19 protein-coding genes, 1 tRNA gene and 1 other RNA gene are annotated in these 22,764 nt (G+C 55.5%); 10 read left to right on the forward strand and 11 right to left on the reverse strand.

Annotated features, from left to right (window positions below):
* Position 1: 1 nt before the first annotated feature.
* From dppB to KW828_RS18370, 7 genes are all read right to left on the reverse strand, one after another.
* A complete protein-coding gene (gene dppB, locus KW828_RS18340) occupies positions 2–1,021 on the reverse strand; it encodes a dipeptide ABC transporter permease DppB (RefSeq protein ID WP_218337719.1) in 1,020 nt (339 codons plus the stop codon).
* A gap of 187 nt (positions 1,022–1,208) precedes the next feature.
* Positions 1,209–2,816, reverse strand: coding sequence for a dipeptide ABC transporter periplasmic-binding protein DppA (gene dppA, locus KW828_RS18345; RefSeq protein ID WP_088222361.1), 1,608 nt, complete (start codon positions 2,814–2,816; stop codon positions 1,209–1,211).
* A gap of 866 nt (positions 2,817–3,682) precedes the next feature.
* A non-coding RNA gene (locus tag KW828_RS18350) (RtT sRNA) lies at positions 3,683–3,813 on the reverse strand.
* Positions 3,814–3,848: 35 nt separating this feature from the next.
* Positions 3,849–3,925 (reverse strand) — tRNA-Pro (locus KW828_RS18355).
* Positions 3,926–4,015: 90 nt separating this feature from the next.
* Positions 4,016–5,707, reverse strand: a complete 1,692-nt coding sequence (gene eptB / locus KW828_RS18360) for a kdo(2)-lipid A phosphoethanolamine 7''-transferase (RefSeq protein ID WP_218337720.1) — start codon at positions 5,705–5,707, stop codon at positions 4,016–4,018.
* A 281-nt stretch (positions 5,708–5,988) separates the two neighbouring features.
* Positions 5,989–7,203 carry an MFS transporter gene (locus KW828_RS18365; RefSeq protein ID WP_218337721.1) on the reverse strand — a complete coding sequence of 405 codons (1,215 nt, stop codon included), beginning with the start codon at positions 7,201–7,203 and terminating at the stop codon, positions 5,989–5,991.
* Positions 7,204–7,446: 243 nt separating this feature from the next.
* Positions 7,447–8,139 (reverse strand): autotransporter domain-containing protein, encoded by a 693-nt coding sequence (locus KW828_RS18370; RefSeq protein WP_218337722.1) that lies wholly within the window; start codon positions 8,137–8,139, stop codon positions 7,447–7,449.
* A gap of 154 nt (positions 8,140–8,293) precedes the next feature.
* On the opposite strand from KW828_RS18370, the gene tag reads away from it, so the two are divergent.
* Both tag and KW828_RS18380 read left to right on the forward strand, forming a co-directional pair.
* Positions 8,294–8,872, forward strand: a complete 579-nt coding sequence (gene tag / locus KW828_RS18375; RefSeq protein WP_218337723.1) for a DNA-3-methyladenine glycosylase I — start codon at positions 8,294–8,296, stop codon at positions 8,870–8,872.
* Positions 8,853–9,299, forward strand: a complete 447-nt coding sequence (locus KW828_RS18380) for an N-acetyltransferase (protein ID WP_218337757.1) — start codon at positions 8,853–8,855, stop codon at positions 9,297–9,299. The genes tag and KW828_RS18380 overlap by 20 nt, the downstream gene beginning before the upstream one ends.
* On the opposite strand, the gene KW828_RS18385 is transcribed toward KW828_RS18380, so the two are convergent.
* On the reverse strand, positions 9,262–11,637 hold the full coding sequence (locus tag KW828_RS18385) for a molybdopterin guanine dinucleotide-containing S/N-oxide reductase (RefSeq protein ID WP_218337724.1): 2,376 nt from the start codon (positions 11,635–11,637) through the stop codon (positions 9,262–9,264). The genes KW828_RS18380 and KW828_RS18385 overlap by 38 nt on opposite strands.
* Positions 11,638–11,756: 119 nt before the next feature.
* Between KW828_RS18385 and KW828_RS18390 the strand changes: the two genes are divergently transcribed.
* The 6 genes from KW828_RS18390 (at position 11,757) to ghrB (ending at position 17,684) form a co-directional block, all read left to right on the forward strand.
* Positions 11,757–12,419: an OmpA family lipoprotein gene (locus KW828_RS18390; RefSeq protein WP_218337725.1), complete on the forward strand. Its 663-nt coding sequence runs from the start codon at positions 11,757–11,759 to the stop codon at positions 12,417–12,419.
* 86 nt (positions 12,420–12,505) lie between these two features.
* Entirely contained in the window at positions 12,506–13,525 is a 1,020-nt protein-coding gene (locus KW828_RS18395) for a LacI family DNA-binding transcriptional regulator (RefSeq protein WP_218337726.1), read from the forward strand.
* Between the two features lie 111 nt (positions 13,526–13,636).
* A complete protein-coding gene (locus KW828_RS18400; protein WP_218337727.1) occupies positions 13,637–14,386 on the forward strand; it encodes a sugar phosphate isomerase/epimerase in 750 nt (249 codons plus the stop codon).
* Positions 14,387–14,390: 4 nt separating this feature from the next.
* Positions 14,391–15,332 (forward strand): sugar kinase, encoded by a 942-nt coding sequence (locus tag KW828_RS18405; protein WP_218337728.1) that lies wholly within the window; start codon positions 14,391–14,393, stop codon positions 15,330–15,332.
* Positions 15,333–15,388: 56 nt separating this feature from the next.
* The gene (locus KW828_RS18410) at positions 15,389–16,669 is read left to right on the forward strand and encodes an MFS transporter (protein ID WP_218337729.1); all 1,281 of its coding nucleotides are present in this window, start codon (positions 15,389–15,391) and stop codon (positions 16,667–16,669) included.
* Between the two features lie 40 nt (positions 16,670–16,709).
* A complete protein-coding gene (gene ghrB / locus KW828_RS18415) occupies positions 16,710–17,684 on the forward strand; it encodes a glyoxylate/hydroxypyruvate reductase GhrB (RefSeq protein ID WP_218337730.1) in 975 nt (324 codons plus the stop codon).
* Between the two features lie 71 nt (positions 17,685–17,755).
* On the opposite strand, the gene cspA is transcribed toward ghrB, so the two are convergent.
* Together cspA and KW828_RS18425 are read right to left on the reverse strand one after the other, a co-directional pair.
* Complete coding sequence (gene cspA, locus KW828_RS18420; protein WP_072571448.1) at positions 17,756–17,968, reverse strand: RNA chaperone/antiterminator CspA; 213 nt, start codon at positions 17,966–17,968, stop codon at positions 17,756–17,758.
* A gap of 267 nt (positions 17,969–18,235) precedes the next feature.
* Entirely contained in the window at positions 18,236–18,946 is a 711-nt protein-coding gene (locus KW828_RS18425) for a DUF3053 domain-containing protein (RefSeq protein ID WP_218337731.1), read from the reverse strand.
* Positions 18,947–19,348: 402 nt separating this feature from the next.
* On the opposite strand from KW828_RS18425, the gene KW828_RS18430 reads away from it, so the two are divergent.
* Together KW828_RS18430 and KW828_RS18435 are read left to right on the forward strand one after the other, a co-directional pair.
* Positions 19,349–19,645 carry an HTH-type transcriptional regulator gene (locus tag KW828_RS18430; RefSeq protein WP_218337732.1) on the forward strand — a complete coding sequence of 99 codons (297 nt, stop codon included), beginning with the start codon at positions 19,349–19,351 and terminating at the stop codon, positions 19,643–19,645.
* 125 nt (positions 19,646–19,770) lie between these two features.
* Positions 19,771–20,637, forward strand: coding sequence for an alpha/beta fold hydrolase (locus KW828_RS18435; protein ID WP_218337733.1), 867 nt, complete (start codon positions 19,771–19,773; stop codon positions 20,635–20,637).
* A 57-nt stretch (positions 20,638–20,694) separates the two neighbouring features.
* On the opposite strand, the gene glyS is transcribed toward KW828_RS18435, so the two are convergent.
* Positions 20,695–22,764: a glycine--tRNA ligase subunit beta gene (gene glyS / locus KW828_RS18440; RefSeq protein WP_218337734.1), complete on the reverse strand. Its 2,070-nt coding sequence runs from the start codon at positions 22,762–22,764 to the stop codon at positions 20,695–20,697.

The following is a 22,764-nucleotide window of genomic DNA, read 5'->3' on the forward strand; positions in this document are numbered from 1 at the left end:
CTTACTTCTTATGTCGAATACGCGGGTTCACCACGCCGTAGAGCAGATCGACCAGCAGGTTGACGAGAATAATCATCGTCGCCACCAGCAGTACGCCCCCCTGCACCACCGGATAATCGCGGCGTTGCAGCGCGTCGATCAACCAGCGTCCCAGTCCCGGCCAGGAGAAAATCGTCTCGGTCAGGATGGCCCCCGCCAGCATGGTGCCGACCTGTAAGCCAATCACCGTGACGACCGGCAGCATGGCGTTACGCAGCGCATGCACCACGATCACGCGCATCCGGGTCAGGCCTTTCGCGCGGGCGGTACGGATATAGTCTTCACCCAGCACTTCCAGCATTGATGAGCGGGTCATACGCACGATCACCGCCAGCGGGATGGTGCCGAGCACCACCGCAGGCAGGATCATATGCGCCACCGCATCAATGAAGTTGCCCTCTTCACCCCAGATGGCGGTGTCGATCAGCATAAAGCCGGTCAGCGGATTGCTGTCATCAAGGAAAACCATGTCGCTGACGCGCCCGGAGACCGGGGTCAGGTTGAGTTGCACCGACACCAGCATGATCAGCATCATGCCCCACCAGAAGATCGGCATGGAGTAACCCGCCAGCGCGATGCTCACGGCAGTGTGATCAAAGATGGAACCGCGTTTAACGGCGGCGAGAACGCCCACCGGGATACCCACGGCGACGGCAAATATCATGGCGCAGACACCGAGTTCCAGCGTCGCTTTAAAACGCGGCACGAACTCGTCCCACACCGGGAGACGGCTCTTAAGCGAAACCCCTAAATCACCATGCAACACGCCCCACACATAGTTGACGTACTGCTGCCACATCGGCTTGTCCAGGCCAAGCTCGGCCAGCAACTGCGCGTGACGCTCAGGGGAGATACCACGCTCACCCGCCATGATCATGACCGGGTCGCCCGGGATCATATGGACAAAGGCAAAAGTGAGAAGGGTGATACCGATAAACGTAGGGATGACAAGCCCCAGACGTCGGAGGATGAACTGCAACATAACCCGGATTCTCTGTAGTGACACCGTCAACGACGTGTCTGTATTGCTCACAAATCTTATCCCGCGCGAAAACCGCTCGGGTAAAGCATTATGCCGGATGGCGCTGCGCTTATCCGGCCTACGGGCGTAGACCTGGGCAAGCGTAGCGCCGCCGGGCATGGGGTGCGTGAGCACCCCTGGGTTTTAATTATTCAACTGATACGTTTTCGAAGTGGTGTTTGCCCAGTGGATCAACCACATAGCCTTTCACTTCTTTACGCACTGGCTCGTACACGGTGGAGTGCGCGATGATCAGAGCCGGAGCCTGGTCGTGCATCACTACCTGAGCCTGTTTGTACAGTTCAATACGTTTGTTGTGATCGTCAGTCGCACGTGCCGGCTGGATCAGATCTTCAAACGGCTTGTAGCACCAGCGAGAGTAGTTGGAACCTTGTTTCGCCGCGTCGCAGCTGAACAGGGTGGCGAAGAAGTTGTCCGGATCCCCATTGTCCCCGGTCCAGCCCATCATCACGGCCTGGTGTTCGCCCGCCTTCGCACGTTTCAGGTACTCGCCCCACTCGTAGGTCACGATTTTGGCCTGTACGCCGATTTTCGCCCAGTCAGACTGGATCATTTCCGCCATACGGCGTGCGTTCGGGTTGTACGGACGCTGTACAGGCATCGCCCACAGCTCGACGGTGAAACCTTTATCCTGACCGGCTTCTTTCAGCAGCGCTTTCGCTTTCTCAACGTCGTAGGTGTAATCCTTAACGTCGTCGTTATAACCCCACATGGTTGGCGGGATCAGGTTTTTCGCGGCAACGCCTGCACCCTGATAAACCGCTTTGATGATCGCTTCTTTGTTCACCGCATAGGTCAGCGCCTGGCGAACTTTCACGTCATCAAACGGTTTTTTCTCGGTGTTGAAAGAGAGGTAGCCGACGTTCAGACCGGCCTGCTCCATCAGGTTGATTTTGGTGTCTTTCTTCATGCGTGCAATGTCAGCCGGGTTCGGGAACGGCATCACCTGACACTCATTTTTCTGCAGTTTTGCATAACGTACAGAGGCGTCCGGGGTGATGGAGAACACCAGGCGGTCGATCTGCGGTTTGGTACCCCAGAAGCCTTCAAACGCTTTGTACAGAATGCGGGAGTCTTTCTGGTACTGCTGCAGCTGGAACGGACCGGTACCGATTGGGTTCAGGTCGATTTTCTCCGGCGTACCGGCTTTCAGCATGTTGTCAGCGTACTCTTTAGAGAGGATAGAAGCGAAGTCCATGGCGAGGTCAGCCAGGAACGGGGCTTCCGGACGCGCCAGTACAAACTGTACGGTTTTGTCGTCGACTTTTTTCACTTCGCTAATCAGGTCTGGCAGGCCCATCCCTTCGAAGTATTCGTAGCTGCCGCCAGACACTTTATGGTACGGGTTTTCAGCATTTTTCTGGCGATCAAAAGAGAACACCACGTCGTCGGCGTTGAAATCGCGCGTCGGTTTGAAATCTTTGTTGTCCTGCCACTTCACACCGCTACGCAGGTGGAAGGTATAGACTTTACCGTCTTCGCTGACTTCCCACTTTTCAGCGAGGCCTGGGATCACTTCGGTGGTACCAATTTTGAATTCAACCAGACGGTTGTAGATTGGCACTGAGCTTGCGTCGTAAGTGGTACCAGAGGTAAAGAGCTGTGGGTTAAAGCCTTCCGGCGAGCCTTCTGAACAGTAAACCAGGGTCTTGGCCTGTACGCTTGCTGCGACGGTCATGGCCACCAGGCTAAGACCAAGCTTCAGCATCCCTGACTTCTTCAAGGAAATACTCATTATTCTGCTCCAATGTGATTATGTGTTGTTTACCCGTTGCAGTGGGTATACACATCATTCTTCAAGCCGCGTCTTTGTTGGCTGCCTTCGCTCACCCTGTCACATAGTTCACTATGCTCCAGGGATTCGCTCAGTTGCCGCCGCGACGCGACTTGAATAATTTCGTGTATATATCCGACAGGCCTTTATTTATTTTTTACCGGTCTGGTCGGTTGTGCCCGGAGGCTATATGAGAGATGGGGAATCCTTTCACAAGGTTGACTGAGTTGCAGTGCAGATTCTCCGTGAAATGCCCCTCATGCCCTACAATCTGTCAACAGAATGTCAAAACGTCAATACAGGTAACCAGGATTTACAACGACGGTGAGAATTGGCAAACAAAGATTAAAAAAAGTACATGGACTGGTTTTCAGCAGGGAAAATTGTGCTACTGGTCGGATGCCAGAATAAACCGCTGCTTTTTACCCATGAGCCAGTGATTAACATTCACGCAGTTTATGAAAAAATTCTTACGGAATGATGAATATGTGAGCGATTAATACCGCGAACGTTAAAACGCACAGGTGAAAATGCTGAGCTTATCCATAAGCAACGCGAAAAAAGATTCAAACATATATAAAAAAATACGATGGAATATCTGGCAAATGCCGGGAATTATGGGCGATACCGACGTGGTATTCAGTAGGGTTATTTTCGCCGGGTGGCACTCAGCACAAACGTAGGCCCGGCAAGCCTGCGCCGCCGGGCATAATACCGGCACGCTGCCCTCTATCTTCGCCGGGTGGCGCTGCGCTTACCCGGCCTACGGGATCAGTGGATGCCAGATGCAAAAAGCCCGTCGTGTTTCCACGACGGGCTTTTAAATTTGGTCGGTGATAGAGGATGACTCGCCACACTGTGGCTCGCCCTGCGGGTCGTTGCTTCGCAACGTTGTCTCGCTTCGCTCGGCGCGAACCTCCTCCCCCGGAGCTTCTCATCCTCCCGAACCACAGATAGCAAAAAGCCCAACCAGAAGGTTGGGCTTTTTAAATTTGGTCGGTGATAGAGGATTCGAACCTCCGACCCCTTCGTCCCGAACGAAGTGCGCTACCAGGCTGCGCCAATCACCGAATGCGGGCGAATCTTACTGCCGGGCACCGCAACCGTCAATCCCTTAACGTAAAAAAGCCTTTTGACTGGCGATAAACTCGCCAGCCTGTTTACTTAGCCGCCGACGCCGCGCCGTCCGGGATGTGGCACCAGTTGTTGTTCTCATTGATACCGCCATTCGGCGAGGTATAACCCAGGCAGCCCATGATGGTGTCATACAGTTCAACCTGGCGACGCGGTACTTTCATCCCGGCCTGCTGCTTGAGATGAGCGAACATTTTGGCTTTGTCTGGGTTTTCCAGATACTTGTCAGACATCCATACCATCATTGGCACGCGGAACTGCTCCGGCGGAGCCATTTTGCGCGGCGTACCGTGCAGATGCTCGTTCTCGTTGATTGACTCACCATGATCGGCCGCGTAGAAAACAATCGCTTTCTTATCGCGTACCTGGTCGATAACACTGTCGATAAAGTGATCGACATAGGTCACGGAGTTATCAAACGAGTTGATCATCTCTTCTTTGGAACACTTGTCGTCCACGCTCTGACACTCAGGCGTCCACTGGGCGAAACTACGCGGATAACGCAGGGTGTAATTAAAGTGCGAGCCTTTGGTATGGAAAATAATGAGGTGCTTGCCATCAGGATTGTTTTGCAGCGAGCCCTTCATTTCGTCCAGCAGCAACGCATCATCGACATGTTTACCGCGATTACGCGGCTCAGCGCCAATCTGCTCACGGTAGGCGATGTTATCCGCCATGGTGTTGCTGTAGAACCACATTTCGCTTTGCATGGCATACAGGTCGCTGGAGAAGCCGAGCTGTTTCAGTACCGCAAAGACGTTCTGCTCTTTCAGGGTACGCTGAGGATTTTCATCCGCCCCGCCCTCACGCACAAACATACAGCGCAGTGACAGCTTGGTGGCGGTATCACAGGAATAACCGCGGAAGGCGACCAGGTTTTTCTCGGCCGCCAGCTTCGGCGTGGTATTACGCTCGTAGCCGAGCATGCCCATATGATCCCAGCGGGTCGTTTCACCGATGATAAAAACCACATAGGTATCATCGAGATCCTTCGGCGCCACGTAAGAGAATTTGGTGGCCGGATTGATCAGCGAATTGTTATCAGAAGACTCATCCACCTGCGCCCAGGCGTACAGCCCTAACGCTGACAGCCAGTTAGACGGCAGATAAGAGTTGGCGACGACGCCGCCGTAGCTTGGCATATCGACGCCAGTCGCGCGCTCCATATGCTTTTGCTGCACTTCAAGCAGGCGAATCGGCCCCCAGACCATCAGCCCGGCTAACACCACCACCGTGGCGCTGCGCATACGCAGCCCCGGTGTGCGCAACTGGCGCAGCAACGTATAGCGGCAGCGATTGCTCCAGATAAAAATCAGCGGCAGCGTGCTCACGCACACCAGCCAGAGAATAAAATGCAGACCGACGACTTCTTTTGACAGGTCAATGTCCGTTGTCATCACCGAGGCAATAATGCCGTAGCCGATCACCACGTTCAGGAAAGTCATGTAATAACTGGCACCGGCAGAAAAGAGCACCACCAGCGTCGACAGCACGCGCCAGGCACGCCGTCCAAATAGAGAAAGAACCCGAAGTAAAAAGAAGGTGACTAATACCGTTGCCACTAATTCAACAATAACAGCAACGCCTTTCCAGACCGTAAACTCTTGCGCATATCCATCAAATCGACGAATAAAAACAGCGGCGTTCATAAACAGACCGATGTACAACGCCAGCAAAAAACTCAGCCTTTGTTGCGTCATCATTTTGATATATTTCATTCAAAGCACCCTGGGAGAAGGGAATAGAGAACACCCGTGCGCAGGCGTCGTGTCTGCGTAAAGGCTTATTAAACGTCAAAGAAGTCATCCGAGAACTTCCTGAAGCGCGGGGTAGTAGACCACGCGGGTGATAAAAAGTGTCACCGCGAATGTGATCTCATTAAACATTTACAAAAATAATGCAAAACGCGGCAGAGCTTACTTTATTACCCCTGATGCGGGAAGGGAGAAAGCGTGAGAGGAGAACGGAAAAGCGCCACGCAGAGCGTGGCGCCGATCGCTTAATGGTGGGTCAGTGCCTGAGTATTGTTGAAGTATTCACGCTGCGGCTGGCGAATGGTGGTGGAGAGCGCCAGCGAAAGGATCAGCAGCGCGAAGATGACGCAGAATGTGACGTAGAAGCCGCCGAACAGCGAGGCGATAATCGAACCACAGATGCTGCCGATACCAAAGCCCAGGTAAATCACCCCGTAGTTTTTCGCCAGGTTGTTCAGCCCGAAGAACTCGCTGACCAGCGACGGGAACACGGTGATGGTACCGCCGAAGTTAAAGGCGACGCAGGCGATAGCAGCGAAGAAGCTGACTTCGTTAAGGGGCGCAAACAGCAGGCCCGCCATACCCACCAGCGAGACGACCTGGCCGAGCGTAATGACGCGAATACGGGACATTTTATCGGAGAGGATGCCGAGCACCAGACGGCCCGTCAGGTTGGCAATAGAAATCACGGTAACGGCGTTTGCCGCGGTCGCCACATCCAGATGCACCATGCCCTGGGCAATATCTTTCGCCACGCCGATCACGTACAGACCGCTCATACAGGCGGTGAGGAACATCACGGCCAGCATCCAGTACTGCGGTTTACGCATGGACTGCGCCAGCGTGAAGTCATTCTCGACCACGCCATTAACCATGCCGACTTTCTGCTGCGGCGCATCTTTCATCAGCATGGCACCGAAGACAATCATCACCAGTACCATTGCGCCCCAGATCATAAAGGTTTTTTCGAGGCCCACGGTCGCCAGCAGATGGCTGTCGATGAATTTAAAACCGAGGCTGCCCAGACCATAAGAGCCAATGGAGAAGGCGGAAATCAGCCCTTTCCGCTCCGGGAAGAATTTTACACAGTTGGAGAGCGTCAGCAGATAGCCCGCGCCATCGGCAAGGCCGACCAGCACGCCGGCGCTCAGCCACAGCATCAACAGGCTGTTGGCATGAGCGGTAAGAAAGAAACCGACGCCGAGCAGAAGACCGGACGCGATGGTGACACGTTTAACGCCAAACCGTTCCTGAAGTTTCCCGGCTACCGAGGAAGACAGCGCCAGCCCGAGGCTCAGCAGGCCAAAAGAAAATGCCACCTGGCTTACCGGCTCATCCAGCTTTTCCGCCAGCGCGCTATTAAACAGACTCCAGGTATAAACCGATCCAAGGGCAAATTGCGTAATGATGGTACCGACCAGCGTCAGCCAGCGGGTACGATTCAGTGAGGATGTATTCATGGCAGTCTTCCTGCGTAAGCAAAAGGGAAATTCTCTGCCGCTAACCATAACGAAGCGCCGCTGATGCCGGATCGAAAACGGCATGAAATGCAGTGAGGACGGAATGAAATGCCTTACAGCGGGAATGAATGACAACGGGAAAAATGGCGACCAGCGAAAATTGCACGTAAGTTAGCGCGCACTATCGCGGAGAAGCGCATGAATATTGTATAAAAAATGTAATTGATTTGTTTTAAATGCTAATTAAAAGCGCGCGCTGAAGCCCATGCTGTAGAGGTAGTTTTGCCCGGCATCCATATTTTCGGACTGCGACAGAGAGGCATAGGCAGCGAGGTGAGGATTGAGCAACATATCCGCGCCGAGGGTCACGTCCAGCCAGTTACCGTCCTGACTGGACGCCGTTAAGCGGTTGAGGCCAGACTGGGTTTTCCAGATATTGTCGCCAAACTGCTGGTTATAGCTGATTTGCGCCCACGGGCGGAGATCCCCGTGACGGCTATCTACACGCCAGCCCACCGAGCTGACGCTGGCATGCCAGAGCGGATCGCTGAATTGCAGATTGGCGGGGCTATCGCCAAATTCGTTATACATCGATGAGGCAGAGCTGTCGTAATGCCAGGCGGCCACCGGGCCGGTCGTGACATTATTCACCAGCGGAATATTCCAGCCGAGGCTCATGGTGCTGGTCGCGTCCAGCGGCGTATCATCAGGCAAATTCCAGGCCAGGCCCGGCGTATTTTGCGTCGAACGGATGCGCCCTTCGAGAATATCGTCATAACGTGGTTGGTGATCGCTGTCCCATGTATAACGATCCGCCATATTACTTTGCGGGTCGCTAACGATATATTCTTGGTGCCACGCCTGCGCCGTCTGGCAAAAAAACAGACTCACAGACACGATCGCCAGAGCGTGGCCACGGTTAATTTTTATCTTCATCAATGCGACTCCAGAAAAGAGCCAAAACCGGCGTTATCGTTATCATTTTGTGCGGATAAAACCCTGTATTAACTATTGTCTCTTTGAGAGACACGTCAAGCCCGCGGGATAATTTTCTTTTGCCTTCTACCGCAATAATGGAAAGGAGAAACATATGCAACGATGTGGTTGGGTCAGTCAGGATCCTCTGTATATCGACTACCACGACAAGGAATGGGGCGTGGCGCAGTCTAATAATCAGAAGCTGTTTGAAATGATCTGTCTTGAAGGCCAGCAGGCGGGCCTGTCCTGGATCACCGTGCTGAAGAAACGGGAAAATTATCGTCGCTGTTTTTATCAATTCGATCCGCAGCGCGTGGCAGCGATGCAGGACGAAGATGTGGAAAGGCTGTTGCAGGACGCCGGTATTATCCGCCATCGGGGAAAAATTCAGGCAATTATTGGTAACGCCAGGGCGTATCTCGCGATGCAGGAACAGGGCGAAGACTTTGCCGATTTTGTCTGGTCGTTTGTCGATCATCAGGTAAAGATGACCCAGGCCGCCAGCCTTGCCGACATCCCCACTTCAACACCGGAATCGGATGCCCTGTCAAAAGCGCTGAAAAAACGCGGCTTCAAGTTTGTCGGCACCACCATCTGTTACTCCTTTATGCAGGCCTGCGGTCTGGTCAATGACCATGTCACCACCTGTTTTTGTCATCCCGGAGGCAATGATGATCCACGAATGGCATGAAAATGACCCGACACCGCTGCTGACGCTGTGGCTTGCGAGCACCACCTTTGCCCACCCTTTTATCGACGCGCGCTACTGGCAGGAGAGCAAAAACCTGGTGCGCGATGCGTATTTACCCGCTGCCAGAACCTGGGTATGGGAAGAGAATGGGCGCATGGAAGGCTTTGTCAGCGTGATGGACAACCGCTTTGTTGGCGCGCTGTTCGTGCACCCTGACGCGATCGGTAAAGGCATCGGGCGAGCGCTGCTTGAGCACGTCAAACAGCGCTATGCCGATCTCAGTCTTGAGGTGTATCAGAAGAATGAGCGGGCGGTGAATTTCTATCATGCGCTGGGTTTTCGTATCGAAGACAGCGCCTGGCAGGAAGAAACGCACCACCCGACATGGATCATGCGCTGGCAGGGGGATCAAACGCCGTCAGCGTAAGCGCCGGGCCGGTGTATTTTTCCACCCACGCCAGCGCCGTATTCCCGGCGCAGCCGTTGCCCAGCCGCGAGCTGGGGAGATCCCTGGTCAGCACGTTTACCGCGCCATTTTTGCAGATCCCCCCGGCCGCCGGATCCAGATCCGGCCAGCCGCCCTCATGGATGCAGATGACCCCCGGACGAATGCCCTCGGTCACCACCGCACCCGCCAGCACCTGCCCGCGCCCGTTCCACACCCGCACCAGGTCACCGTCGCGAATCCCGCGCGTCTGCGCATCCTGCGGATGCAGGGTGACGGGTTCGCGCCCGGCCACCGCGTACTGCTCGCGCAGCGCGGAGTAGCTTAGCTGGCTGTGCAAACGGTGGGCCGGATGGGCAGAAAGCACCTGCAACTGCTGCGGTTCGGCATTACCGTGCCATTCATCAGGGGCCAGCCACGTGGGATGCCCCGGACAGTCGGCATAATTAAATGACGCAATGCGCTCAGAGTAGATTTCGATTTTGCCGCTGTCGGTTTTTAACGGATTGGCTTCTGGATCGGCACGGAACGCGGCAAAACGCACGAATTTCGCGTTCTCCTCGCTTTCCGGCATCTCAATAAGCTGGTTGGCCTGCCAGAATTCAGCGAACGGCGGCAACGTCACGCCCTGGCTTGCGCCGCGCGCGCTGGCGATGTCATAGAACGTCTCCAGCCATTGCAGATCGGTTTTACCTTCGGTAAAACGCGTCCGACCGCCCTGCTCCCAGCGCTCGCTGAGATCGGCAAACACCTCAAAATCGTCCCGCGCTTCATCGCGCGGCGCGACCACCTGCTTCATCGGCACCAGATGCTGGTTGCTGTAGTCGCCGGTCATGGTCAAATCGTTACGTTCAAAAGAGGTCGTGGCCGGCAGAACGATGTCGGCGTGCTTCGCCGCAGCCGTCCAGTAACATTCGGAGATCACCACCAGCTCTGGCTTTTGCCAGGCGCGGATCAGCCGGTTGGTATCCTGATGATGGGTAAAGTTGGCACCGCCCGCCCACCAGACGAATTTAATGTCCGGGAAGTGACGATCCATGCCGTTGTGCTGGTACGCGCCGCCGGGATTTTCCAGCGCTTCCACAATGCGCGCCACCGGAATTTTATCGGCCGCATCCACACCACCCTGCACGCTGCCCTGCATGGAACCGAGCACCGCCGCGCGGCGCGTCGGGTTGCCGCCGTTGGCAAAATGATAAGACAAACCAAAGCCGCCGCCCGGCAGACCGATCTGCCCCAGCATGGCGGCCAGGGTCACCAGCATCCAGTGCTTTTGCTCGCCATACTGCTGGCGCTGCATCCCCCAGCCGGACATCAGCATTGTGGTATTTTCGTGGAACAGTTGCGCCAGTTCGCGAATTTTAGGCGCATCAATGCCGCAAATGTCGGCGGCCCACTCGGCGGTTTTGGCGATGCCATCGCTAATCCCGGTTAAATAGTCGCGGAACAGGTCAAACCCGGTGGTGCAGCGGGCAAGAAATGCTTCATCTTGCCAGCCGTTTTCCACCAGCGTATGGGCGATGCCGAGCATCAGCGCCACGTCGGTGCCCATATGCGGTGCCAGCCATTCGGCGTTGTCGCCGAGGAAGTCGACAGTTTCCGATCGCATCGGATCGATGCAGATCACCCGTTTGCCGCTCTGGCGCAGCTGATCGAAATAGGGGATCCCCTGTTCATCCGAGGCATTCCAGGCAATTTTCAGGGTGTTGAGCGGGTTGGCGCTCCACAGCACCACCACATCAGAATGCTCCAGCACCAGCGGCCAGCTGGTCTGCTGCTGGTACACTTCGTTACCGCCCACAACATAGGGCATGATCGCCTGCGCCGCGCCGGTGGAATAATCCCCCAGATGGCCGGTGTAGCCTCCCGCCAGGCTCATATAGCGTTGTAATAGCGTCGCGGCCTTATGCAGTACGCCGTTGGAGCGCCAGCCGTAGGATCCGGCGAATATCGACGATGGCCCGTAGCTTTCCCGAATACGGGCGTGCTGGGCGTGGATCAGATCCAGCGCTTCATCCCAGCTGACGCGCACAAACTCGTCCTGACCACGTACGCCGGTCGGCTTTTCTGGTGACGTCAGGAAACCTTTGCGAACCATCGGGAAACGCACGCGGCTGTTGCTGTGCACCTGATCGCGCACCGCGGTTTGTAACGAATTGGGATGAGCGGTCGGCAATGCGCCGCGGGATGACAGGACGTTTTCACCGTCGGTTTCAACCAGCATCGGCCCCCAGTGGGCTGCCGTGAGGATCGTCTTTGTGGATGGATGTGCCAAAACTTGTGCTCCCTGGTCGCTGCTGCAGGTGTGACGGACGCTCATGCGCCGCTCAATGTTATTTACAAAATTCAGAATCTTTCCGGAAGTTTCTAACGATCCTCAGGTCATAATCAACCGCGATTATCGCTATGCATAGAATTAAAAATTATTAAGGAAATTCGATGAAGAAAAATGTCCTTCTCATTGTGGCTGCGGTTTGCGGCGCACTGGCTGTATCAGGCTGCACAACCAACCCTTACACCGGCGAACGCGAAGCCGGTAAATCGGGTATTGGCGCAGGTATTGGATCGCTGGTCGGCGCAGGCGTCGGCGCGCTCTCCTCCTCGAAAAAAGATCGCGGTAAAGGGGCGCTGATTGGTGCTGCTGCGGGTGCAGCCCTTGGCGGCGGCGCAGGTTATTACATGGATGTGCAGGAAGCGAAACTGCGCGACAAAATGCAGGGAACGGGCGTTAGCGTGACGCGAAACGGCGATAACATCGTGCTGAACATGCCAAATAACGTGACCTTCGACAGCAGCAGCGCGACGCTGAAACCGGCAGGTGCGAATACCCTGACCGGCGTGGCGATGGTACTGAAAGAGTATCCTAAAACCGCGGTTAACGTGGTGGGTTACACCGACAGCACCGGCGGCAAGGATCTGAATATGCGTCTGTCGCAGCAGCGTGCCGATGCGGTTGCCAGCGCGCTGATCACCCAGGGCGTGGAAGCGAACCGTCTGCGTACCACCGGCGCAGGCCCGGCGAACCCGATCGCCAGCAACAGCACGGAAGAAGGCAAAGCGCAGAACCGCCGCGTGGAAATCACCCTGAGTCCATTGCAGTAATTCCTCTGTTTACCCCCTCGCCTGCAAGCGAGGGGTATTCCCGGTAAAATATGTTAATCTCCGCAAAGTTACCCCAGGAGACGGACATGAACGCAAAGGCAGCGCGCCCGACAATCAGTGACGTCGCGAAAGCGGCAAAAACGGGTAAAACCAGCATTTCACGTTATCTGAACGGTGAAAAACATCTGCTTTCGGCTGCCCTGCTGGCCCGCATCGAAAACGCCATTGCCGAACTTAATTACCGTCCCAGCCTGATGGCCCGCGGCCTGAAACGTGGCCGTACGCGGCTGATAGGCCTCATCATTGCCGATATTACCAATCCCTATTCCGTTAATGTGCTGAGCGGTATCGAAGCGGCCTGCCGTGAAAAAGGCTTCACGCCGCTGGTGTGTAACACCAATAACGCGCTCGATCAGGAGCTGCATTATCTGGATCTGCTGCGCAGTTATCAGGTGGAGGGGATCGTGGTTAACGCCGTGGGCATGCGCGAGGAGGGGCTTAACCGCCTGCAACAGTCATCGCTGCCGATGGTGCTTATCGACCGTAAAATCCCGGATTTCGCCTGCGATGTGGTCGGGCTGGATAATACCCAGGCGGCCACCACCGCCACCGAGCATCTGGTGGAGCAGGGATTTGAAGCGCTGCTGTTTCTTAGCGAACCGCTTGGCACGGTGAATACCCGCCGCGAGCGCCTGAACGCCTTTCATGCCACCCTTGCCCGCTATCCCGGCGTGATCGCGGAAGATGCCGAAATCGTGCTGCATGAAGCCGGACAGATCGACAACACGCTGCGCCAGTTTCACACCCGTCACCGTGGCATGCGCAAAGCGGTGATCTCCGCCAACGGCGCGTTAACGCTACAGGTAGCCCGCTCAATGAAACGCCTTGGCCTGCACTGGGGCAGCGACATTGGCCTGCTCGGTTTTGACGAGCTGGAGTGGGCGGAGCTGGCAGGTGTGGGCATCACCACCCTGAAACAACCCACCTGGCAGATTGGTTATGCCGCCGTGGAGCAGGTGGTACGCCGCATCGATGGCACCGACAACACCGTGCATGAACAGGTCTTCTCCGGCGAACTTATCGTTCGCGGCTCTACCGCCCGCTAATTCCCCTTCGTGATGACGATCATGCTTTAGCGATCCTGAACTTTCAATTGGAACCGGTTCCATCTAGCTTAAACAGAAGCGAATACGCATCTGTTGTCCTGGAGTCGGGAAATGAAAAGAAAAATTATCGTCGTCACTGCCGCTTACGGCCACGAGCGCATTCAGTCGCTGGGCGGTCAGGCTGCCGTGCTGCCGTTTATTGCGGCGGCAGGCGCCGACGGCGTGGAGATCCGCCGCGAACTGTTCACGCCCGCTGAGCTGCACGCCCTGCCTGCTCTGGCCGCCACCATCGAGTCCCATAACCTGCTGGTCTGCTACTCTGCGCCGGAACCGCTGTGTCTGTTTGACGGCACGCTGAACCCGCAGCTGCCCGCCCTGCTACAGGAGGCACGCACGTTGAATGCGCTCTGGCTGAAGGTGTCCCTCGGGCATTTCCAGCATAAATCAGCGCTGGAGACGCTGCGCGGCTGGCTGGCAGACAGCGGCATGACGCTGGTGGTGGAAAACGATCAGACCGATTGCGGCCAGCTTGCGCCGATGCAGCGCTTTAAAGCCGCCTGTCGGGTGCTGGATCTGCCGGTAACGCTGACCTTTGATATGGCGAACTGGCTGTGGGTCGGTGAATCCCCGGAGGAAGCGGCCCGCCATCTGGCCCCCGCCGTCAGCTATATCCATGTGAAGGCCGCCGTGGCTCACCATTATCACTATCGCGCTATTGCGCCGGATCCGGCTGATACCCGCTGGGCTGAATTACTCAATCGACTGCCCGCTGACGTGCCGCGCGGCATTGAGTTTCCACTGGAAGGCCGCGATCTGACCGCCGTCACGCGCCGCTACGTCAATTTATTACGTGAGGAGTAACGCCATGTCAGATGCGCTGGATGTCATCACCATCGGCGAAGCCATGGCCATGTTTGTCGCCACCGAAACCGGTGACCTGGCCCAGGCGGAGCACTTTTTTAAACGCGTCGCGGGCGCTGAGCTGAACGTCGCCACCGGTCTTGCGCGACTGGGAATGAATGTCGCCTGGGTGAGCCGCGTCGGCGATGACAGCTTCGGGCAGTTCGTGCTTAATTCGCTGCAAAAAGAAGGGATTGGCACGGGTGGCGTGACGATTGACGGACGTTACGCGACCGGTTTTCAGCTGAAATCTAAGGTTGAAAATGGAACCGATCCCATTGTGGAGTATTTCCGTAAAAATTCCGCAGCCAGCCATCTGTCGCAGGCAGACTTCAACGAAGAGATGTTTAACCGCGCCCGCCATTTGCATCTGAGCGGCGTGGCGGCGGCGTTGTCATCGGATGCTTATGCCCTGCTGGATCATGCGGCGGGCGTGATGAAAGCGCGCGGCAAGACGATCTCTTTCGATCCGAATTTGCGCCCAGTGCTGTGGAAAAGCGAAGCCGAGATGGTCGAGAAACTCAATCAGCTGGCTTTCCAGGCCGACTGGGTGCTGCCGGGCCTGAAAGAGGGTGTCATTCTTACCGGACAACAGACGCCGGAAGGTATCGCCGATTTCTATCTTTCCCGCGGCGTGAAACTCGTGGTCATTAAAACCGGCAGCGACGGCGCGTGGTTCAAAACGGCCGACGGTGAACAGGGCGCGGTGGCGGCAATTAACGTGGATAACGTGGTGGATACCGTGGGCGCGGGCGATGGCTTCGCGGTCGGCCTCGTCAGCGCACTGCTGGAAGGCCGCTCGTTGACCCAGGCCATTCAACGAGGAAATAAAATCGGCTCGCTGGCCATTCAGGTCCAGGGAGACAGCGAAGGACTGCCAACGCGGGAACAGCTTAACGAGGGGTAAGACGCCCTCTTTAAAACATTCGAACCTCAGACCCCTACAATGCCAGAGGCAACCCTATGAAAAGTCCGACTAATGCAACAAAACGCTGGCTGTACATCATGCCGATTGTGTTTATCACGTACAGCCTGGCTTATCTGGATCGCGCGAACTTCAGCTTCGCCTCTGCGGCAGGCATCAATGACGATCTGGGCATCACCAAAGGCGTTTCATCGCTGCTGGGGGCGCTGTTTTTCCTCGGCTATTTCTTCTTCCAGATCCCCGGTGCGATGTACGCCGAACGCCGCAGCGTGCGCAAATTAATCTTTATCTGCCTGATCTTATGGGGTGCCTGCGCCTCGCTGACCGGGATGGTAAACAATATTCCGGCGCTGGCCGCCATCCGCTTTATTCTTGGCGTCGTGGAAGCGGCGGTGATGCCCGCGATGCTGATTTATATCAGCAACTGGTTTACTAAATCAGAACGCTCGCGGGCTAACACGTTTCTGATCCTCGGCAACCCGGTGACGGTGCTGTGGATGTCGGTGGTATCCGGCTATCTCATCCAGTCCTTCGGCTGGCGGGAAATGTTTATTATTGAAGGCGTGCCGGCGGTGATCTGGGCGTTCTGCTGGTGGGTGCTGGTGCGGGATAAACCGTCGCAGGTTGCCTGGCTGGCGGAAGACGAAAAAGCCGCGTTGCAGGCGCAGCTGGAGCAGGAACAACAGGGCATCAAAGCAGTGCGTAACTATGGCGAGGCATTCCGTTCGCGCAACGTCATCCTGCTGTGCATGCAATATTTTGCATGGAGTATCGGCGTGTACGGCTTTGTGCTGTGGCTGCCGTCGATTATTCACAGCGGCGGTGAGAACCTCGGGATGGTGGCGGTTGGCTGGCTCTCGTCGGTGCCTTATCTGGCCGCGACCATTGCGATGATCCTCGCCTCATGGGCGTCGGACAAAATGCAAAACCGTAAACTCTTTGTCTGGCCGCTGCTGTTGATCGCCGCCTTTGCGTTTATCGGCTCCTGGGCCGTGGGAGCAAACCATTTCTGGATCTCCTATACGCTGCTGGTGATCGCCGGGGCAGCAATGTATGCGCCTTATGGCCCTTTCTTCGCCATTATCCCGGAGATGTTGCCGCGTAATGTGGCGGGCGGCGCGATGGCGCTGATCAACAGTATGGGCGCGCTCGGCTCTTTCTTTGGCTCGTGGTTCGTGGGTTATCTCAACGGCTCAACGGGCAGTCCGGCGGCATCGTACATATTTATGGGGGTGGCGCTTTTTGTTTCGGTATGGCTTACTTTGATTGTTAAGCCTGCTAATAATCAACAGATTCCGGCGGGCGCACGTCACGCATGATGCGTCTGGCGACCCGCTATTACTGATTTGGGAGAACCGCATGAAGCCGTCCATTATTCTGTACAAAGCCATGCCTGATGATCTGCAAAAACGTCTGGAAGACCATTTCACCGTGACCAGGGTGCCGAATCTGCATCCTGAGACGGTGCAACAGCATGCAGAGGCATTTGCCAGTGCGGAAGGTTTGCTGGGTTCAAGCGAGAAAGTCGATGCCGCGCTGCTGGAAAAGATGCCGAAGCTGCGCGCCACCTCGACCATCTCGGTAGGCTATGACAATTTTGATGTTGACGCGCTAAACGAGCGCAAGATCCTGCTGATGCATACGCCCACCGTGCTAACTGAAACCGTGGCCGATACCATGATGGCGCTGGTGCTGAGCACCGCCCGTCGCGTAGTGGAAGTGGCAGAGCGCGTGAAAGCTGGCGAATGGACGAAAGGCATTGGCCCGGACTGGTTTGGTATCGACGTACACCACAAGACGCTGGGGATCGTGGGCATGGGCCGCATCGGGCTGGCGCTGGCGCAGCGCGCCCACTTTGGCTTCGGTATGCCGATCCTTTACAACGCCCGCCGTCATCATACAGAAGCGGAAGAGCGCTTCGGCGCGCGCTACTGTGAACTGGATACGCTGCTGGAAGAGGCGGATTTTGTCTGCCTGGTGCTGCCGTTAACGGATGAGACGCACCATATGATCGGCGCGGATCAGTTTGCGCGCATGAAATCCTCGGCGATCTTTATCAATGCCGGTCGTGGCCCGGTGGTGGACGAGAAGGCGCTGATTGCGGCGCTGAAAAACGGGGATATACATGCCGCGGGTCTGGACGTCTTCGAACAGGAGCCGCTGCCGGTGGATTCTGAACTGCTGTCGCTGCCGAACGTTGTCGCCCTGCCGCACATCGGTTCCGCCACCCATGAAACGCGCTATAACATGGCCGCCTGTGCTGTGGATAATCTGATCGACGCGCTCAATGGCAAGATAGAGAAAAACTGTGTGAATCCGCAGATTGCGAAATAGCCGGAAGCCAGAAAACAAAAAACCCCGCATTGCGGGGTTTTTTTCAGAAAGCGTGCTTTAAACGGAAGCGATTACAGGCTTACAACGTTACCAGCAGACGGGCCTTTAGCGCCGCTTTCGATGGTGAAGGACACTTTCTGACCTTCATCAAGAGATTTGTAGCCATCGTTCTGGATAGCAGAGAAGTGTACGAACACATCTTTAGAGCCATCGTCAGGAGTGATGAAGCCGAAGCCTTTGTCAGAGTTGAACCATTTTACCAGACCAGTCATTTTACCAGACATAGAGAATACCTTTTTAATTAAGTTTGCCTTCCGGCGCTATGGCGTGCTTTACAGATTTTTAAGCGATATAAGGAAAGCTCTCAACGAAGGGTATCTATGGATAACTCTTGAAGGGACTGCTTTATAAAATGCTTTAGGTCTGTACGTCAAACCGAGAATCATTAACGCATTATCGCGTGGGCTTAGCAAGATTTATTTCAGCCATCCACAAGGCCAGGGCCTCAGCGAAGCGGCGAATTCCCCCGCCTTTTCGCGGGGGAAACAGACTTATTGCGTTGCGTTAACCGCAGCGGTCCAGGCTTGTGTAAACGCCTGATGCTGCGACGCCAGCGGCCCAATCAGCGAATTATACTGGCTGGCCTGCTGCGAGGTCGGGAACTGGATCCCGTTGGCGACAAAGCTCACCTGCGTGTCCTGCTGCGCGATAAAATCACCCACCTGAACCAGTTGTTGGGTGAATATTTGTGCAGCCGGGATCAGCGGTTGCAGTGCATTTGCTGGCGCAGTGACCACTTTTTGATAAGCCTGGTCATAAACCGGTTTCAAATCGTCGGCCTGTTTCAACGACGCACGCGACGTATCCGCCTGCGTTTTCGCGTTTTGCAGCTGCTGGCTTAACACGCCCAACGACCCGTTAGCCTGACGCAGCGGTTCGCGCTGAGTCATGTAATCCTGCGGGACGCGAATGGCATTCACGCTATCAACCACCGGACGCAGACCCGCGTCCATCGCCTGATTTACCTGCTGGGAATACCCATAAAGAATGGCGTAATCCGACACAAAGGGACCAAACTGTTTTTTCTGATCAGCGGTCAGGGTAGGCAAACGCTCACCGCTGCGCATAACTGTATTTTGCAGAAAATCGATAAACGCCTTGCGCTGATCGCCTTCTTTATCAAAACACCCACTCAGGCTAACCACCATTAATAACGCCGCAAGAGGCGCAAACCAGCGAGAGCAGGACTTTCCTGTCGCCATTTTCATACTCCTTTCACCCAAAAAAGCGCACACCGGCACCCACGTGCCCGACGCTGACAAGGATAGTCCAGGTCGGCGTCGCAAGATACCCTTTCCTGACATTCTTGCAGGGAAAACACCGTGTTGGTGATGGTCTGCATCCCCCGCTACGCTTCGCCTGTTTATGCAATGCTTAGTATTTTTTTTGCTAATCCTTTACAAAAGTCTACACCAAAAAACCAGGGCTTATTGATCAAGGCATTAAAGGGAGCGCAAGCGTGAAAAGATGCATTTTAACTACATAAAACTCCATTACCTGACAATTAATCACTGCCGCAACCATCCGGATTACTATTTACCGACTACTCTTAAGTGGCTCGTTGACGTTTACGATCACGCTTTGTGATTTATGAGGAGTTCTCTATGGAATATAAAGATCCTATGTTTGAACTGCTTAGCAGTCTGGAACAAATAGTCTTTAAACACGATGTATCGCAACAAAATATCACGTTGAATCAAAAACCTAATCCTTTCAGTGAGTTTGAGCAACTGCGAAAAGGCACCGGTCTGAAAAACGATGATTTTGCCCGGGTAATGGGTGTGAGCGTGGCGATGGTTCACGAATGGGAGTCTAAAAGGGTAAAACCCTCCCCGACTGAACTGAAGTTGCTGCGTCTTCTCCAGGCTAACCCAAGATTAAGTAAGCAATTGATGGAATAATTTTTAGTACTTTTGTACCTGAGGTGTTCCGGAAAGTTTAAACCCGCCAAATGGCGGGTTTTATGTTTTTAAAGGCGCTGTTATGGTATTCCCTGTCATATTCGTCTTTTTAGACTGGAACGCTCTTGATCAATTTCGACAACTATATTCTTTCTGCGCAACGTCTGACGCTGCAACTACCTCCTGCGCTTCCCCTTCATACCGGAAGCCTGCATTACGGGATCTATCAGTCTGCGTCGGCGATCAGGCATATTGTTGTGGTCTATCACGGCGGCGGCGTTCACAGCCAGGCGGGGTACCCCATCCTGGCCCGTCAGCTCAGCGCAATACCAGGCATTGCCGTCTGTCTGGTGGATATACGTGGTCATGGCCAGTCTTCGTCGGGCAAACTTATGCATCCCCGTCAGATCTGGCAGGACGTCGATACCCTGCTTTCAACTCTCCATGCGACTTACCCGCAGGCTCGCTGCCATTTGCTCGGTCATTCCAGCGGCGGCGGTATGTTGCTTAATTACGCAACGCGCTTGCCACGAAATCCATTAGCGCACAGCCTGATCCTGCTTGCTCCGGAACTGGGGCCGTTCTCGGGGACGATGCGCCCGCTACCAGAGGCTGATAAATTCGCAACAGTGAAAAGCTGGCCGTTTATCCTCAATGCACTTAGCGCAGGCAGGTTATGCGCCCAGTATCCGGCGGTAAAACTGCATTTCCCGGCGCACGTGCTAAAAAACGATCCGCATTTTGTCTGCCATTACACTGTGAATATGGCGAACGCGTTAACGCCGCAAGCGCCGGCAAAGCAGCTGGCGGCGCTCTCCCTGCCCACGCTGATACTGGCAGCACAGCATGATGAATTATTCAGCGCGGAGGCGATAACAACCTTAGTACGTCAGCAGAATAACCCGCAGGTGCAGTGTGAGACGTTGCCCGACTGCGGGCATCTGGATTGCGTGTTCGGCGTTGCAGAGCGGGTGCGGCAATTTATTGCATAAAAAAACGGCCTCCGTTTCCGGGGGCCGTTTTTATTTTTGTGCCGGATGGCGCTGCGCTTACTGCAACAGCGAAATATCCGCGACCTGCAGGAACAGTTCACGCAGCTTCGCCAGCAACGTCAGGCGGTTGATACGCACCTGCGCGTCATCGGCATTCACCATCACGCTTTCGAAGAACTCATCCACCGGCTCGCGCAGTGACGCCAGCTCGATCAATGCATCCTGATAACGGCCTTCTGCGAAGAACGGTTGCAGCTTATCGCGCATCACCGCCACCTGCATGGCGAGGCGGATTTCCGCATCGTCTTTCAGCACCGAGGCGTGAACGTTATCGTTCAGCGGCTCGCTGGATTTCGCCAGGATGTTGGACACACGTTTGTTGGCTGCTGCCAGCGCCGCCGCTTCGGAAAGCGTACGGAAGTGGGATACCGCCTTCATACGCGCATCGAAATCTGCCGGACGGGTCGGACGACGCGCCAGCACCGCCTGAATGGTATCCACGCTGTAGCCTTCGTCCTGATACCAGGCGCGGAAACGGCCCAGCATAAAGTCGATGACGTCGTCAGTGACGTTAGCGTTAGTCAGCTTATCGCCGTACAGACGCACCGCTTCTTCGGTCAGGGTTTGCAGATCGAGGTTGAGGTTTTTCTCGACGATAATGCGCAGCACACCTAATGCAGCACGACGCAGCGCAAACGGATCTTTGTCGCCTTTCGGGTGCTGACCGATACCAAAGATACCCGCGAGGGTGTCCATTTTATCGGCAATAGCCACCGCACAGGCCACCAGATTGGACGGCAATGCATCACCGGCAAAGCGCGGCTGATACTGCTCGTTCAGCGCCACAGCAACGTCTTCCGCTTCGCCATCGTGACGCGCGTAGTGCATGCCCATCACGCCCTGGGTGTCGGTAAACTCGAACACCATATTGGTCATCAGGTCGCACTTGGAGAGCAGGCCCGCACGTTCAGCGTGGCTGACATCTGCGCCAATCTGACCGGCGATCCAGCCCGCCAGCGCGGTGATGCGGTCAGTTTTGTCGCGCAGCGTGCCGAGCTGTTGCTGGAATAGGACGGTTTGCAGGCGCGGCAAATTATCTTCCAGACGCTTTTTACGGTCGGTATTAAAGAAGAATTCTGCATCCGCCAGACGCGGGCGCACGACTTTCTCGTTACCGGAAATAATTTGCTGCGGATCGCTGGACTCGATGTTCGCCACGAAAATGAAGTTAGGCAGCAGTTTGCCGTCCGCCGCGTACACCGGGAAGTACTTCTGGTCACCCTTCATGGTGTACACCAGCGCTTCAGACGGTACCGCGAGGAATTTCTCTTCGAATTTCGCGGTCAGCACCACCGGCCATTCCACCAGCGAAGCGACTTCTTCCAGCAAGCTTTCGCTCAGATCGGCAACGCCGCCAATCTTACGCGCCGCGTCTTCAGCGTCTGCTTTGATTTTGGCTTTACGGCCTTCGTAATCCGCCATCACTTTGCCGCGCTCCAGCAGGATCTGCGGGTACTGATCGGCATTGTCGATAGTGAATTCCGGCTCGCCCATAAAGCGGTGACCACGGATCACGCGATCGGCGGTAATGCCGAGGATGGTGGCCGGGATAACTTCATCGCCCAGCAGCAGGGTCAGGGTATGCACCGGACGCACAAAGTGCACGTCGCTTGCGCCCCAGCGCATCAGTTTTGGGATCGGCAGTTTAGCAAGCGAGGTGGCAATCATGTTCGGCAGCAGCGCTTGCACGCTTTCGCCTTTCACATGGGCGCGATAGAGCAGCCATTCGCCTTTGTCGGTGGTCAGACGTTCGGCCTGATCAACGGTGATACCGCAGCCGCGCGCCCAGCCTTCTGCCGCTTTGCTCGGTTTACCTTCCGCATCAAACGCCTGGGAAATTGCCGGGCCGCGTTTTTCAACTTCGCGATCCGGTTGTGCCGCCGCGAGGCTGGCGATTTTCAGCGCCAGACGGCGCGGTGCGGCGAACCACTCCACATTACCGTGTGCGATGCCAGCCGCATCCAGTTCTGCCGTCACGTTCGCAGCAAAGGATTCCGCCAGGCTGCGCAGGGCTTTTGGTGGCAGCTCTTCAGTGCCGAGTTCCACCAGAAAAGTTTTTTCAGACAT

Source organism: Enterobacter sp. ENT03 (assembly GCF_019218745.1).
Classification (GTDB): domain Bacteria; phylum Pseudomonadota; class Gammaproteobacteria; order Enterobacterales; family Enterobacteriaceae; genus Enterobacter_D.

Excerpts from the sequence above, each read along its gene's own strand:
- dppB (WP_218337719.1), bottom strand. The coding sequence starts at position 1,021 with ATGTTGCAGTTCATCCTCCGACGTCTGGGGCTTGTCATCCCTACGTTT.
- dppA (WP_088222361.1), bottom strand. The coding sequence starts at position 2,816 with ATGAGTATTTCCTTGAAGAAGTCAGGGATGCTGAAGCTTGGTCTTAGC.
- eptB (WP_218337720.1), bottom strand. The coding sequence starts at position 5,707 with ATGAAATATATCAAAATGATGACGCAACAAAGGCTGAGTTTTTTGCTG.
- KW828_RS18365 (WP_218337721.1), bottom strand. The coding sequence starts at position 7,203 with ATGAATACATCCTCACTGAATCGTACCCGCTGGCTGACGCTGGTCGGT.
- KW828_RS18370 (WP_218337722.1), bottom strand. The coding sequence starts at position 8,139 with ATGAAGATAAAAATTAACCGTGGCCACGCTCTGGCGATCGTGTCTGTG.
- tag (WP_218337723.1), top strand. The coding sequence starts at position 8,294 with ATGCAACGATGTGGTTGGGTCAGTCAGGATCCTCTGTATATCGACTAC.
- KW828_RS18380 (WP_218337757.1), top strand. The coding sequence starts at position 8,853 with ATGATCCACGAATGGCATGAAAATGACCCGACACCGCTGCTGACGCTG.
- KW828_RS18385 (WP_218337724.1), bottom strand. The coding sequence starts at position 11,637 with ATGAGCGTCCGTCACACCTGCAGCAGCGACCAGGGAGCACAAGTTTTG.
- KW828_RS18390 (WP_218337725.1), top strand. The coding sequence starts at position 11,757 with ATGAAGAAAAATGTCCTTCTCATTGTGGCTGCGGTTTGCGGCGCACTG.
- KW828_RS18395 (WP_218337726.1), top strand. The coding sequence starts at position 12,506 with ATGAACGCAAAGGCAGCGCGCCCGACAATCAGTGACGTCGCGAAAGCG.
- KW828_RS18400 (WP_218337727.1), top strand. The coding sequence starts at position 13,637 with ATGAAAAGAAAAATTATCGTCGTCACTGCCGCTTACGGCCACGAGCGC.
- KW828_RS18405 (WP_218337728.1), top strand. The coding sequence starts at position 14,391 with ATGTCAGATGCGCTGGATGTCATCACCATCGGCGAAGCCATGGCCATG.
- KW828_RS18410 (WP_218337729.1), top strand. The coding sequence starts at position 15,389 with ATGAAAAGTCCGACTAATGCAACAAAACGCTGGCTGTACATCATGCCG.
- ghrB (WP_218337730.1), top strand. The coding sequence starts at position 16,710 with ATGAAGCCGTCCATTATTCTGTACAAAGCCATGCCTGATGATCTGCAA.
- cspA (WP_072571448.1), bottom strand. The coding sequence starts at position 17,968 with ATGTCTGGTAAAATGACTGGTCTGGTAAAATGGTTCAACTCTGACAAA.
- KW828_RS18425 (WP_218337731.1), bottom strand. The coding sequence starts at position 18,946 with ATGGCGACAGGAAAGTCCTGCTCTCGCTGGTTTGCGCCTCTTGCGGCG.
- KW828_RS18430 (WP_218337732.1), top strand. The coding sequence starts at position 19,349 with ATGGAATATAAAGATCCTATGTTTGAACTGCTTAGCAGTCTGGAACAA.
- glyS (WP_218337734.1), bottom strand. The coding sequence starts at position 22,764 with ATGTCTGAAAAAACTTTTCTGGTGGAACTCGGCACTGAAGAGCTGCCA.